Annotated in this window: 14 protein-coding genes; 13 read left to right on the top strand and 1 reads right to left on the bottom strand. The window is 44.1% G+C overall.

The genetic code is table 11. From position 1 onward, the window contains the following. The first annotated feature begins 10 nt into the window (after positions 1 to 10). The 13 genes from AC19MV_RS10945 to AC19MV_RS11005 all read left to right on the top strand — a co-directional run bounded on the left by AC19MV_RS10945 (position 11) and on the right by AC19MV_RS11005 (position 13,380). The gene (locus AC19MV_RS10945) at positions 11 to 2,164 is read left to right on the top strand and encodes a dihydrolipoyl dehydrogenase family protein (protein WP_498307534.1); all 2,154 of its coding nucleotides are present in this window, start codon (positions 11 to 13) and stop codon (positions 2,162 to 2,164) included. Between the two features lie 233 nt (positions 2,165 to 2,397). Beyond that, complete coding sequence (locus AC19MV_RS10950; protein WP_498307612.1) at positions 2,398 to 3,153, top strand: DUF547 domain-containing protein; 756 nt, start codon at positions 2,398 to 2,400, stop codon at positions 3,151 to 3,153. Between the two features lie 94 nt (positions 3,154 to 3,247). After that, a complete protein-coding gene (locus tag AC19MV_RS10955; RefSeq protein WP_498307536.1) occupies positions 3,248 to 4,432 on the top strand; it encodes an ABC transporter substrate-binding protein in 1,185 nt (394 codons plus the stop codon). A gap of 50 nt (positions 4,433 to 4,482) precedes the next feature. Continuing rightward, positions 4,483 to 6,135 (top strand): ABC transporter permease, encoded by a 1,653-nt coding sequence (locus AC19MV_RS10960; RefSeq protein WP_498307613.1) that lies wholly within the window; start codon positions 4,483 to 4,485, stop codon positions 6,133 to 6,135. Positions 6,136 to 6,143: 8 nt separating this feature from the next. Beyond that, positions 6,144 to 6,809 carry an ATP-binding cassette domain-containing protein gene (locus tag AC19MV_RS10965; protein ID WP_498307538.1) on the top strand — a complete coding sequence of 222 codons (666 nt, stop codon included), beginning with the start codon at positions 6,144 to 6,146 and terminating at the stop codon, positions 6,807 to 6,809. 99 nt (positions 6,810 to 6,908) lie between these two features. Next, positions 6,909 to 7,580, top strand: coding sequence for a CDP-alcohol phosphatidyltransferase family protein (locus tag AC19MV_RS10970; RefSeq protein ID WP_498307540.1), 672 nt, complete (start codon positions 6,909 to 6,911; stop codon positions 7,578 to 7,580). Continuing rightward, on the top strand, positions 7,577 to 8,392 hold the full coding sequence (locus AC19MV_RS10975) for a sterol desaturase family protein (RefSeq protein ID WP_498307542.1): 816 nt from the start codon (positions 7,577 to 7,579) through the stop codon (positions 8,390 to 8,392). Before AC19MV_RS10970 ends, AC19MV_RS10975 begins: the two co-directional genes overlap by 4 nt. 207 nt (positions 8,393 to 8,599) lie before the next feature. Further along, a complete protein-coding gene (locus AC19MV_RS10980; RefSeq protein ID WP_498307544.1) occupies positions 8,600 to 9,688 on the top strand; it encodes a methyl-accepting chemotaxis protein in 1,089 nt (362 codons plus the stop codon). A 169-nt stretch (positions 9,689 to 9,857) separates the two neighbouring features. Continuing rightward, complete coding sequence (locus AC19MV_RS10985) at positions 9,858 to 10,550, top strand: 5'-methylthioadenosine/adenosylhomocysteine nucleosidase (protein ID WP_432399336.1); 693 nt, start codon at positions 9,858 to 9,860, stop codon at positions 10,548 to 10,550. Between the two features lie 127 nt (positions 10,551 to 10,677). Then, positions 10,678 to 11,685, top strand: coding sequence for a cobalamin biosynthesis protein CobD/CbiB (locus AC19MV_RS10990; RefSeq protein ID WP_498307546.1), 1,008 nt, complete (start codon positions 10,678 to 10,680; stop codon positions 11,683 to 11,685). 201 nt (positions 11,686 to 11,886) lie between these two features. Continuing rightward, complete coding sequence (locus AC19MV_RS10995) at positions 11,887 to 12,279, top strand: DUF2721 domain-containing protein (RefSeq protein WP_160053023.1); 393 nt, start codon at positions 11,887 to 11,889, stop codon at positions 12,277 to 12,279. Continuing rightward, positions 12,276 to 12,902 carry a trimeric intracellular cation channel family protein gene (locus AC19MV_RS11000; RefSeq protein WP_498307548.1) on the top strand — a complete coding sequence of 209 codons (627 nt, stop codon included), beginning with the start codon at positions 12,276 to 12,278 and terminating at the stop codon, positions 12,900 to 12,902. The genes AC19MV_RS10995 and AC19MV_RS11000 overlap by 4 nt, the downstream gene beginning before the upstream one ends. 1 nt (position 12,903) lies before the next feature. Continuing rightward, positions 12,904 to 13,380, top strand: coding sequence for a nuclear transport factor 2 family protein (locus AC19MV_RS11005; RefSeq protein ID WP_432399339.1), 477 nt, complete (start codon positions 12,904 to 12,906; stop codon positions 13,378 to 13,380). Positions 13,381 to 13,446: 66 nt separating this feature from the next. Here AC19MV_RS11005 and tyrS read toward each other — a convergent pair whose 3' ends face one another. Next, the gene (gene tyrS / locus AC19MV_RS11010) at positions 13,447 to 14,643 is read right to left on the bottom strand and encodes a tyrosine--tRNA ligase (RefSeq protein WP_498307550.1); all 1,197 of its coding nucleotides are present in this window, start codon (positions 14,641 to 14,643) and stop codon (positions 13,447 to 13,449) included. Between the last annotated feature and the right edge of the window lie 79 nt (positions 14,644 to 14,722).

Here is a 14,722-nt window from a genome sequence, read left to right on the forward strand (position 1 = left end):
GCTATAAAACATGTTAAAAAAAATCGTATTACTTATTATTGCAGCAACGCTGGTGGGGTTATTTTTCCACTTTGATTTGCACCAATTGCTCACGCTTGATGGCCTAAAAGGCTCAATGGAGCAATTTAGCCAACTGCGTCAAGAATCACCGCTATTAGTCATCGGTGGCTTCTTTGCATTGTATGTGGCTGTAACGGCATTATCACTACCCGGCGCTGCAATTCTTACCATCGCATCTGGTGCGTTATTTGGCATAGTCGAAGGCTTAATAATAGCCTCATTTGCCTCAAGCATTGGCGCAACACTGGCCTTTTTAGTGTCGCGTTACTTATTACGTGACTCGATTAAACAACGTTTTCCAGAGCGTTTAGCGGCCATTGATGCCGGTATTGAAAAAGAAGGCGGCTTTTACCTATTCACTCTACGTTTAGTGCCTATTTTCCCGTTCTTTTTAATCAATATGCTGATGGGCGTTACCGCATTTAAATCGTGGACCTTCTATTGGGTCAGCCAAGTCGGTATGTTTTTGGGCACCTTTGTATACGTCAATGCCGGGACTCAATTAGCGCAAATCGACAGCTTATCGAATATTTTATCGTTCAACCTGATTGTATCATTTGCACTATTAGGCTTATTCCCGCTTATCGCTAAGGCCATTGTCAACATGATCAAAAAACGTCGCGTATACAGCAAATGGACCAAGCCCGCTAAATTTGACCGCAATATGATTGTGATTGGCGCGGGTGCGGGTGGTCTTGTGACCAGTTATATTGCCGCAGCAGTTAAAGCCAAGGTGACCTTAATTGAAGCCGGAGAAATGGGCGGCGACTGTTTAAACTACGGTTGCGTGCCAAGCAAAGCCATTATCAAGAGCGCCAAAATAGCCGAGCAGATACGTAATGCCCATCATTACGGCCTAGAAGACAGCACACCTGAGTTTTCATTTAAAAAAGTCATGGCACGTGTACATCAAGTGGTTGCCGATATTGCGCCGCACGACAGTGTTGAGCGTTACACCAATTTAGGTGTTGATGTGGTCAAAGGCTACGGCAAATTAATCGACCCATGGACAGTAGAAATTACCTACCCAGACGGCAATACCACTCGCCTAACCGCGCGCAGCATTGTGATTGCGACTGGTGCCCGCCCATTTGTACCGCCATTACCGGGTATTGAAGAAGTCGGTTACGTTACCAGTGACACCTTATGGGACAAGTTTGCCAAACTTGATGCTGCACCACAAAAATTAGTGGTACTTGGCGGCGGCCCAATTGGCTCAGAGCTTGCGCAAAGCTTTGCCCGTTTAGGCTCACAAGTCACTCAAGTTGAAATGGCCGAGCGCATCATGATCAAAGAAGATCTTGAAGTATCTGAGTTTGCCACCCAGGCTTTACGTAAAAGTGGCGTAAACATTTTAACCTCACACCAAGCCCTGCGCTGCGAACTGCGTGACGGTAAAAAATACCTTATCGTTAAGCATCAAGACCAAGAGTTAGCTATTGAGTACGACCAGTTATTATGCGCCGTCGGTCGCAGTGCTCGTCTAAGCGGTTACGGTTTAGAAGAGTTAGGCATTGAAACTAATCGCACCATTCAAACCAATGAATATTTAGAAACGCTATACCCAAATATTTATGCCGCTGGTGATATTGTTGGGCCTTATCAGTTCACTCACGTTGCAGCACATCAAGGCTGGTATGCGGCGGTAAACGCGCTATTTGGCCATTTGAAGAAGTTTAAGGTCGATTACCGCGTTATTCCATGGACCACCTTTATCGATCCAGAAGTGGCGCGCGTCGGTATAAACGAATATGAAGCTCAGCAACAAGGTATTGATTATGAAGTCACACGCTTTGATTTTGCTGAGCTTGACCGCGCTATAACCGACAGTGCCACCGACGGTTTTATTAAAGTTATCACCCCAAAAGGCAAAGACAAAATCCTGGGTGTAACGATTGTGTCAGAGCATGCTGGTGATTTAATTGCTGAGTTTGTATTAGCCATGAAGCACGGCTTAGGACTGAATAAGATTTTAGGGACTATCCACAGTTACCCAACGTGGGCCGAAGGCAATAAGTACGCCGCAGGTGAGTGGAAACGTAATCATGCGCCAGCAACCGTACTGCGCTGGTTAGAAAAATATCACACATGGCGCCGTGGTTAATCCTTTAAAAGACGGCCCAATGATGGCGTCAGTTAACCCAGGTTAGCTGACGCATATTTAAAGAAACACGCATTAATCAATAGCAAACTGCCCGGCAAGGGATTATGCCAATAACAGTAAGAGAGCCAAATAAAATGAGTACAATATTCAAGGCATTTGTCGCAAGCGTTGTCATTGCGCCACTACTCTGTAGCACCTTGCTATTCAGTCAAATCAGTGTGGCTGCCGATGCAATGCCAGCGGCAACAACTGAGCAGACCTTGCACCAACAGTGGCAAGCCCTAGTGAGTCAACACGTAAAGCCGATTAATCATGGCTGCAGTAGTGCGGTAGATTATGCGGCAATGCAGCAACAACGCATTCAACTGCAAAGTTACCTTGAGCAGCTGAGCAACATCAGCCAGGCACAATTTGATGCTTGGGATAAATCGACGCAATTGGCATTTTTAATCAATGCTTATAACGCCTGGACCGTTGAGCTTATCTTAACTAAATATCCCAATATTGAGTCAATTAAAGATCTCGGCGGACTTTTTAGCTCACCGTGGGACAAAAGCTTTATTCCTTTACTTGGCAAAACCCGCAGCCTCAATGATATTGAACATAAACTGATCCGTGGTAGCGATCGATATAACGATCCTAGAATTCATTTTGCGGTAAATTGTGCCAGCATTGGCTGCCCAGCGCTGCTTGAAGAAGCCTATACCGGCGCTAAGCTTGAGCAACAACTCGATGCACAAACTAAGCGTTTTTTAGCTGACACTAGCCGCAATTATGCCAAAGGTGACACGGTCTATTTGTCTGCCATTTTTAAATGGTATGGCGATGACTTTACTCAAGGTTTTACCGGGGCAGATTCTGTTGAGGCGTTTTTATTACTGTACCCTAACGCGTTAACACTCAATGGTGCTCAGCAAGCTACCGCGAACAAGCAGCAATTAGATATCGATTACCTCGACTACAACTGGTCGTTAAATGCGGTTCGATAAGCCAATGTTCTCCAGTAAAATATCTAACATAATGAAGCATATTGTGGCGGCTTTGGCATTGGGTGTTAGTGTATATGCTTGCCTTTGGACGAGCATGCTTTATGCACAAACTAATGAGCTTGCCGCATGGGAAGAGATTGAAACGCGTGGTGTTAACCAAGATGTGTACTTTCATGCCTGGGGCGGCGATCCGCAAATCAATCGTTATATTCAGTGGGTTGCAGAGCAAGTTAAGCAGCAATACCAAATCACATTACACCATGTCAAACTCACCGACACAGGCGAAGCCGTTAGCCGAGTATTGGCCGAAAAATCAGCCAGTAACGATAATAACGGTCAAGTCGATTTAGTGTGGATTAATGGCGAAAACTTTGCCGCGATGGCAAAGCATCAATTATTGGCGCCAAACTGGGTTGCGCAATTGCCCAACTTTGCCTTAACCGATCCTGATAATAATCCGGCCATGACCCGTGATTTTGGCGTGCCCACTCAAGGCATGGAGGCGCCATGGGGCAAAGCGGCACTGACGTTTTACTACGATAGCTTATTGACCCAAACGCCACCACAAACATTACAACAATTAAGTCTGTGGGCCGAACAACATCCAGGGCGATTTAGTTACCCTAAGCCGCCTGACTTTTTAGCCATGAGCTTTTTAAAATACGCGCTCATTGCCCTTAACAACAGTCAGCCTGATGACATTAAAAATAGCCTTTATCAACCCGCTAGCGCTCAAAGCCAGGCATTAGTATTGCCAGCCCTATGGCAATACTTAGATGATTTGCATCCAAACTTATGGCGTAAAGGTCAACACTTTATGTCTAGCGGTTTAGCACTGCGCCGATTAATGGGCGATGGCGAGCTGGCATTGGCATTTACCTTTTCAGCCGCCGAAGTGCCAGCCGCTGTCGCGCGTTTTGATTTACCAGAGAGTATTCGCAGCTATCGCATGCGTGATGGCAGTTTAAGCAACATCCATTTTATTGCCATTCCTTATAATGCAGCGCATACAAATAGCGCTAAATTGGTGGTTAACTTTTTACTCAGCCCAAAAGCTCAGGCCAAAAAGCAACAGGCAAACGTGTGGGGCGACACCAGTGTGATTGCTTTATCGCAATTATCTGCAGCTCAACAGGCATGGTTTGCTCCACCCTCACTGTCACACCCAAGTGCCAATATCGCTAACCAAGATATCAGTCCTGCATTGAGCGAACCGCACCCAAGTTGGACTAAAGTCATTGCAACCCAGTGGTTACAACGCTATGGAGTGATGCGGTGATAACATCAAAAAGTGGTTTTAATACCCTGGTTCGCAGTAGTCCCTATTTAATGATGGCTTTGCTAGTGCTGCCCGTTATAGGCGGTTTAGTTGCAGTGGTGTTACCGGCTTTTGGCTGGTTTCCGGTCCTTGGACACACTCAATTTAATGTCAGTGGCTTTGTGGATTTATGGCATACGCCCGGCATTGGCTATATGGCACTGCTCAGTGTGTCCACCAGCTTTATCAGTACCTTACTGGCTTTTGTCATTACCATTTTGATTTTAGGCAGTTACTTTACCAGCCCCTGGTTAGGTTATATTCAACGCTTGCTCGGCCCGATTTTAGTGATCCCTCATGCTGCTGCGGCGATTGCCATAGGCTTTTTGATTACCCCATCAGGGATGTTTTCACGGCTGGTGTCACCCTTGTTAAGTGGCTGGGATACACCACCCGACTGGCTATTCCCACATGATGCAATAGGCCTAAGTATTATTTTAGGCTTAACCCTCAAAGAATTGCCTTTTTTATTGCTGATGGCACTGGGTGTTCTGGCACAGCCCGAGTTAGGCCATACGCTGCGCGCTCAACATCGAGTGGCATTAAGCCTGGGATATTGCCCGATGACTGCTTTTTTTAAAGTCGTGCTTCCCAGCTTATATCCCTTTTTGCGCTTACCGATTTTAGCCGTACTCGCCTATGCCAGTGCCAGTGTCGAAATCCCCTTAATTTTAGGTCCTAATAGTCCACCAACGCTTGCGGTGGCCATTATGCAATGGTTTCATGATGTCGATTTAAGCTTGCGTATTAAAGCCTCTGCAGGCGCTATAGTACAAATAGCATTGACGTTACTCTTACTGCTTGGCTGGTGGTTCGCTGAAAAGCTCATTAAAACCCTGTCTCAATCTATGTTGGTTAATGGTAAGCGCGAATATGCCGGCGCCATTATGCAAAACATCACTCACGTAATAACCGTGATGATGTTAACGATTATCGGCTTAGCCTTGCTGGGCATGGTGTTATGGTCTTTCGCAGGTTTTTGGGCTTATCCTGATCTGCTGCCTCAGACGTTTGTTGGTCAGCACTGGCAATCTGCATTACAACAAATGCACACGCCATTACTCGACACGTTGTTAATTGGATTTTGTGCCACAGGATTAGCCATTGTATTGACTTTACTGACACTTGAAGCCGAGCAACACACCAGTAAAACAGCATCAAAATTAAGCAGCGTGATCATTTACTTACCTTTGCTTATTCCCAGCATTGCGTTTTTATTTGGCCTGGTGTGGGTATTGGAACAAATCAACAGCCACCATACTTTGATCAATGTGGTACTAGCGCATTTACTCTTTGTATTGCCCTATGTATTTTTATCGCTGGCCAGCAGTTACCGGCGTTTAGATCCACGCTTTAGTCATGTTGCCGCCAGTTTAGGCGCTAGCCAGGCAAAAATATTTTGGCAAATAAAACTGCCCATGTTACTGGCGCCAATTTTAATAGCCTGTGCATTAGGCTTAGCCATTAGCTTTAGTCAATATTTACCGACATTATTAGCCGGTGGTGGGCGGATTAATACCATTACCACTGAGGCGGTATCACTGGCTAATGGCGCCAGCCGACGTACCAGTGCAGTTTATGCCTTAGTCCAAATGTTGCTCCCAGCACTAGGTTTTCTGCTCGCATGGGCACTGCCTAAAATGCTGTTAACACACCGCGAATAAGGATACATATGCCAACGCCAGAGCAAACAAATGCGCCAAGCTCTAACACCTCTTCATTGGTGATTGAACAGTTAAGCATACAACGACAACAACAGGTGTTGTTGTCATTAAACGAAACCATTGCCGGCGGTGATATTTTGACCATTATGGGGCCATCGGGTAGCGGAAAATCGACGTTGTTAAATTGGCTCACCGGTATGTTGCCTAAAGGATTCAGCGCCAAAGGCAATTTATACCTAAATGGACAACTCATTACTGACACTGCCAGCCACATGCGTCGTATTGGCTTATTATATCAAGACCCTTTACTGTTCCCGCACCTCACTGTCGCCGGTAACATTAGCTTCGCGATGCCAGCGGGTGGCAAGTCACAACGCCAAGCGGATATTAGCCAGGCATTATCTCAAGTAGGATTAGCCGGTTTAGAGCATCGCAGCCCACAAAGCTTATCGGGTGGGCAACAAGCTAGAGTCGCACTGCTGAGGGTGTTATTAAGTCAGCCCAAAGCCATTTTACTTGATGAGCCTTTTAGTAAGCTTGATAGCCAATTACGCCAAGAAACGCGTCAACTGGTGTTTGAGCAAATTCGTCAGCACAAACTGCCCGCGATTATGGTCACTCATGACCAAAGCGATGCTGATGCCGCTCACGGGAAGATTATTTCGCTGTTTTAGCGTGGGTAAAATAAGTACAGGTTATTCTAGAGATATTGTTCAACACACTTTATTCAACATACATAAACCACAAATGTATCAATTAATTGGAAACCACAAATGCTAGATAGATTTATTACGCCGGTGATTAAGCCCATGCTTAAACCGATTGTATTGCTACTGGATAAAAAACAAGTACAACCCGATCAACTCACACTCATCGGCTTTGTGGTTGGAATGTTAGCAGTGCCTTTTTTAGCCCTACAAGCCTGGTACGTAGCATTATTATTTATCGTATTAAACCGCATTATTGACGGACTTGATGGTGCCCTTGCCCGTCATCAAAAACACACTACGCCATCGGGGGGTTATTTAGATATCTGTCTCGACTTTTTGTTTTATGCCGCGATTCCTTTAGGATTTGCACTCGCCAATCCCAATGAAAACGCGTTAGCCGCTGCAGTGTTACTCACTGTGTTTATTGGTACAGGATCGAGCTTTTTAGCTTTTGCAATCCCAGCCGAAAAACTCAATCTACCGCGGCCGCAGTTTGCCCATAAAAGCTTTTATTTTTTGAATGGCCTGACCGAGGGCACAGAAACTATTGCCTTTTTTGTGGCATTCTGTTTATGGCCGACTTACTTTCCAGCGCTTGCTTATACGTTTGCATTTTTAGGTGCGATTACTATTTTTACCCGTATCCATGGTGGTTATAACACCTTAAAAAATCACCCTACTAACCTGCAAGCCAATCACCAGCAAAAGAGTAACCTTAAGGAGCCTAAAAAATGATAGATGATATGGCAGCAATCCGACTGGGCGTGTTTTTAAGCATTTTAGTGTTAATGATGAGTCTGGAATTATTCTTTCCAGCCAGAACACTGAGCAAAGCCCCTCAAACAGCCTCAATGGCAACCCGCTGGTTGGGTAATTTTGGCTTGTTAATTATCTCATCGCTAATCGCAAGATTAATACTGCCATTAGGTTTAGCCGGCTTCGCCTTGTATGTCAGCTCACAACAATGGGGGTTATTACATTATTTGAGTTTACCGCTTTGGCTTAATATCGGCGTCAGTGTACTGCTGTTAGACAAGTTGATTTATTGGCAGCACAGGTTGTTTCATCGCATTCCATTATTATGGCGTTTGCACAAAGTGCATCATGCAGACCGCCACGTCGACAGCAGCACCGCATTGCGCTTTCACCCTATCGAAATCATTGCCAGCCTAGGCATTAAAGCGATTGCCATTGTGGCATTGGGTATCCCTGCAGAAGCGGTGATCTTGTTTGAGATATTGCTCAATGGTTTTGCTATTTTTAACCACGCCAACATACGCTTACCCGCCAAAGCTGAAAAACTAGCTCGCTTGGTTCTAGTCACCCAAGTATTGCATCGCATTCATCACAGCCAGATAATGGCCGAAAGTAACAGTAATTTTGGTTTTAGTATTATCTGGTGGGACAAAATTTTTGGCACTTATACCGCCAAAGCCAGTAAACCTGATAATCAAATCGATATAGGGTTAACCCAATACCCAAACGCAAAACAAAATGCATGGTTAAACGGTTTATTGTGGATGCCGTTTAGTAACAAGAACAAATAACACTTTAGAATCTTATTGTGATACAGCAAGTTAAATTAACGGCAACGTGTTGTATTAAAAAGTATAAAGAGAACTCATACTCATTAGTTCATTTAATGTTGTGATTTTTATTCTCTCAATTTGTGATACGTAACATCTGCAATGCTTGATTAAACAGTAAAACCTGATCACTATATTACTAATATACAAATAACCAATAGAGTAACTATGATCGGTTTTACCCAAAGCTTGAAAGCCCGCATTGCCGACCTAGAACAGCAAATTGTTAGAAAAGAGCAACAACATAGTGATGAACTCACTCAATTACAGCAACGTGTTGCGACCTTAACCGAGCAGTTAACAACCTCTGATAATCAATCTGAATACGATGCAGCACGCGCTAATTTACAGTTACAAGGTGCAACGATGCTCAACGATATCCGAGACACCACTCTGGCGAACTCAATCAAGTTAGATGACGAAAAACAGATGCTGTCTGAAGTAGACAAACTGTTCAATCAGACTCGGGTCGCTATTGGTAACTTAAAAGGCCGTGCAGGGCATTTAAATGATCATGCAGAAAAAAGCATGGCTACAGCAGCACAGTTGAGCGAATCCGCTAATGGCATCAGCAATCTGGTGTCATCAATTCAACAAATTTCTGAACAAACGAACTTACTTGCGCTTAATGCTGCCATTGAAGCGGCGCGTGCGGGAGATGCGGGGCGTGGTTTTGCCGTTGTTGCCAGTGAAGTTAGGCAATTAGCCAGTAATGCTCATGACGCCAGTGCCAATATTGAAAAATTAGTTGCAACGGTCATAGAGCAAACCGAACAAATTAAACAAGTTGTGATAACCAACCAAACTTGTTCAAGTGAAATAGCCGTCTCGTCAGAACAAATTGATCAAGTGGTTACCGAAGTGCTGCAAAGCTCTGGTGTAATGAAACGTGTTATTGGTGAAGCGTCAATGACCGCATTTTTAACCACTGTGAAGTTAGACCATAGCGTCTGGAAGAGTAACGTTTACAGTATATTAGCCAATAAAGACAGCAAAGCCAGTGTCAACAGTCACACCGAATGTCGACTCGGCAAATGGTATTACCATGGCGAAGGCCAGCAGTTTGCCAGTTTATCCAGCTTTAAGGCGATTGAGCAACCCCATAAAACTGTGCATAGCGAAGGTAAAGCCGCGGTAGCAGCTATGCAATCTGGTGATGAATCCACGATTTTAGCTCATCTTGAAACCATGGAAGATGCCAGTATTCGCGTAGTGAAAGCCATCGATAATTTATTGTCGCAAAGTCAGCACCAATAACCCTCTTTAATTCAATTATCGATTTAAAACCGTTGGCAGGATAACGCTCCGCTAGCGGTTTTTGGCCATTGTGCACAAATCACTTAACTCAAGCGTATTTTTCACAAACTTCCCCGCCCATGCTATATTAGCGCCCATTCGAATTTGTTTAATCAGTGAAGGTTTATTCATGAAAATCGGTATTATTGGCGCTATGGAGCCAGAAGTTGTTCATTTAGTGCAAGCAATCGTCAACCCTGTACACACTACCATTGCAGGCATCGAATTTATCAGTGGCAACATTGCCGATAAAGAAGTGGTTGTGACACGCTCAGGTATAGGTAAAGTGGCAGCCAGTATTGCAACAACCTTACTGATTGAAAAATTTGCGGTTACTCATGTGATTAATACCGGTTCAGCAGGTGGTTTTGTCGATACACTCGCAATTGGTGATATCGTGATTTCATCTGAAGTGCGCCACCACGACGTTGATGTGACTGCTTTTGGTTACGAAATTGGTCAGATGGCACAACAGCCAGCCGCGTTTTTACCCGACAGCATATTAGTTAATGCCGCGAAAAAAGCAGTAGCGGAACTCGGTGAAGTAAACGCAATTGAAGGGTTAATCTGTACCGGCGACAGTTTTATTTGCGATCCAGTCCGCACGAAAGTGATGCGCGAAAACTTCCCAACCATGGCAGCATGTGAAATGGAAGGCGCTGCCATTGCTCAGGTTTGTCATCAGTTTAACGTGCCATTTGTGGTGATCCGTTCACTGTCAGACAACGCTAATAATGATTCGCCAGTTGATTTCGACTCGTACATTATCAAAGCAGGCATGCATTCAGCCATGATGGTTATTGCGCTGTTACAACAGCTGTAAATTACCTACTATATACTGGTTCAGTGTCTCATCAATACAGGTGCTGAACCAGTCGCTTTACCGCTATACTGAACAGCAGCTTATTTATCCCGTTAGCTCGAGTCGTCCATCCAACTGTTGAGTCTCTATGATTAATCAATTATTCAATCCGCAATTGTTGAGCCAGGACGGTGGATTATTACAAAGCTGCTGTATTTTATTTTGCGCCTTAATCCTCGCGCGTTTTGCCCCTATTCCAAGAGATTTACAACCGCTGCTTTGGTTTAATCGTATTGCAGTATTGATTGCGACCAAGGTCAATCATCCTGATCGCGCCGTAAGCCAGCAACTGACAGCAGGTATTTTAGCGACATTATTATTGGTCGTGCCTATTGGCATTATTGTTAGCTTTTTACTTAGCCTTGCTGCATATCCGTGGTTTTTTGAACTGATTATTGTGTACTTTTGCTTATGTGATTCAGCTTTTAAGCCGGTTGCCGAAAAAGTAGCAAATGCAATTCAAACTGGCGATAAACAAGAAGCCAAACAATTACTCACGCCATGGGTCAGCCAAAACACGCAAGTGTTGTCAGCGGTAGGCTTAAGTAAAACGACTATCGAAAAATTATTTACCACCCCAATCTACGGCACCTTAGCCACGGTATTATTTTTTGCCCTAGGCGGCGCGACCATGGCATTAGTGGTGAGAATGTTAAGGCAACTTGAACACAGCTGGCCGACTTATCATCCGCATTTTCATATTTTTTCAAGCTTTGTAGGCCAATTTAATCGGGTGATCTTTTTTATTCCGACTTTGCTATGGCATTGCTCGATCGCAATTCAATTTGGCCAACTCGGATTAAGCTCTATTGTGTCGTCTATGTTGCCTGCACCGGGTAATAAACAGCAGCTTAATAACCATTACGGCAGTTATGCCTTGGCTGCTAAGTTGCTTAACATCGAGCTCGGTGGGCCGCAGCAATTTATAAGCAATGGCCAAACTATTCGCGTTGACTTACCAAAGGTGAAAGCTGGACCCTTGCCTGACTATCGCCACATAAACCAAGCCATAACCGTAACGCAAACAGCCAACTTATTCTGGATTAGCTTAACCTTGTTACTGCCATTGATTTGGACTGGATTAAGATTTATTTAAAACAAGTAAATACTGTTTTAAACACAGCAGTAATTAGCGATAATACGCCCACATTTGCTTGTTGCTGACATATTACGATGTAGCGTCATAATCGATTGTTAACATCACATCTGGCAAAAGGCTTACATCTTTACCACTGTAAATCCTCTATAGTCATCGACAGTTGACTATTACCCGCTAAAAGACCTGCTTAGGAAGACCATGTTGCTCAACAATTTACATGTATCATTAACGACTCCAGCATTGCTATTTCCGGCTATCTCATTATTGCTGCTGGCCTACACCAATCGTTTTTTTTCACTGGCGGCATTAATCCGTCAATTGAGTAACGATAAAAAACCAGTGCAGGGCGACCAAATAAAAAACTTACGTCAGCGCATTATTATTATCCGCAAAATGCAAGAAGCGGGCGTGAGTAGTTTTGCCTTATGCGTGCTTTGCATGATATTAATTTACACAGGTTTTAACCAAACTGGTTCAGTGGTGTTTGGCTTAAGTTTATTGCTGTTACTGTATTCATTGATTTTATCGGTGATTGAAATTCGCATCTCAGTAGATGCACTCAATATTCACCTCAAAGAGTTAAGTAAATGAGTCAGTGGATCTATATTTTCGATTTGTGTGGTACCGCTGTATTTGCGCTTTCTGGCGCACTAGCGGCAGGTAAACATCGAATGGATCCGTTTGGCGTCATTGTTCTTGCCTCAGTAACGGCTATTGGCGGTGGTAGTATTCGCGATGCATTAATTGGCGCAACACCGGTATTTTGGATCCGCGATCCTAACTACATCATCGTCATTTTAGCGACCGTATTAGCCTGTTTAGTGCTCGTGCGTAAACCGCATAAATTACCTGCGCTAACCTTGCCAGTTGCCGATGCTTTAGGGTTGGCATTGTTTACTGTGATTGGCGCCGAAAAAGCCTTATTAATGGGATTATCTGGCATGATAGCCGTCGTTATGGGGTTAATTACCGGTGTCGGTGGCGGCATTATTCGTGATTTACTGTGCCGCCAGGTGCCTATGGTGTTACGTACCGAGATTTACGCAACCGCTTCCATCGTCGGTGGTATTTGTTATACCTTAAGCTTGGGCGTCGGCATGGACAGTATGACATCGATGTTTATCGCAATGATTAGTACCTTAATCATTCGACTGAGCGCTATCCGCTGGCATTTGTCTTTGCCCGCTTTCGATTTAAAAACAAAGAGAATTTAATGTGCGAATAATATTGCTATTATGTTGTTTAGTCTGCAGTTTTTCAATCAGCGCCAATATTGGAGATATGCCTAAAGAGCAGCAGCTTGCCATGAAATATATGGAAGCATTAACCGATCATGATTATTCGACTTTGCGACGCTTTTATTCTCGTGAAACCATTTTTTTCGATAAAACAGCCAATACAACCTACACAGGTGGACGACAAATTATTGGTTTTTTACAACGCGCCCATGAAGGTGTGCTTGAATACCGTTTAAACATAGAACATATGTTTAATACCGGTTCGCTGGTGGTGATTATAGGCAGTTATCGTTTACGAGGCCCGGGTGATCAATTCGGCAAACCGGGGAAAATTATTGACCTCGCGGTTCCCGGTGTCACGACGCTTAAATTTGATAACAATACCGAACGTTTGATAGAGCAGATGGATTTAATGGATTATCAAACCATGTCAGATCAACTTGAGTCGCAGTAGATAATAATAAATTTCAAACATAAAAAAACGGCTTAATAAGCCGTTTTTTTACGAGTGATTAAAGCATTACTTCAAGATCACTTTAGCAAACTTACGCTTGCCCACCTGGAATACCGCTTCTAGGCCGGCATTAAAGCTTTGACGACTGTCTTCCACTTTTTCGCCATCCATCTTCACCGCACCTTGCTTAATCATCCGCATACCGTCTGATGTTGACCCCACAAGGCCAGCATCTTTTAGTAAGTTAGCAATCGCTAAGCCTTCACCCGCTTCTAACACCACTTCTTCGATGTCATCTGGGATCGCGCCTTTTTGAAAACGATCGATAAAGGCTTGGTGTGCTGCTTGTGCTTGCGCTTCATCATGGAAACGCGCAATGATTTCTTTGGCCAATAAAATCTTAATATCGCGTGGATTAGTGCCGTTTTCAACGTCTAACTTAAACTGTGCAAGTTCTTCAAGAGGACGGAAAGATAACAGCTCAAGGTAGCGCCACATTAAATCATCTGAAATCGACATAATCTTGCCGAACATTTCATTAGCAGGCTCACTCACGCCAATATAGTTGTGCGCCGACTTAGACATTTTTTTAACGCCGTCAAGTCCTTCAAGCAGTGGCATCATGATCACAGTTTGTGGTTTTTGCCCTTCTGCTTTTTGCAGCTCACGCCCCATCAATAGATTAAACTTTTGATCTGTACCGCCTAATTCAACATCGGCCTTTAACGCAACAGAGTCGTAGCCTTGCAGTAATGGGTACATAAATTCGTGGATAGCAATGGCTTGCCCAGACGAATAACGCTTTTTAAAATCGTCACGTTCCATCATACGGGCAACGGTTTGTTGCGATGCTAGACGGATCATCCCAGCGGCGCCTAATGGCTCTAACCAGCTAGAGTTAAACTCGATACGTGTTTTAGCCGGGTCTAAAATTTTATAGACCTGCTCTTTATAGGTTTCAGCGTTAGCAAGCACTTGCTCACGAGTTAATGGAGGACGGGTACTGTTTTTACCGCTAGGATCACCGACCATGCCCGTAAAATCGCCAATCAAGAAAATCACTTCGTGACCGAGTTCTTGAAAAGTGCGCATTTTGTTTAAAATAACCGTGTGACCTAAGTGAATATCTGGAGCGGTAGGATCAGCACCTAGTTTGATGCGTAATGGGCGCCCTTCTTTCAGTTTCTCAAGCAAATCCGCTTCAAGTAATATCTCATCGGTACCGCGCTTAATCTCTGCCAATACTTGATCTAAATTCGCCATCTCTACTGCAACTCCCAGGGCTTGCACAAAAAATAAAGAGGTCTATGTTACTTGTTAGCCACGGCAAATGAAAGAGTGT

It is taken from the genome of Shewanella sp. MF05913 (assembly GCF_059758095.1).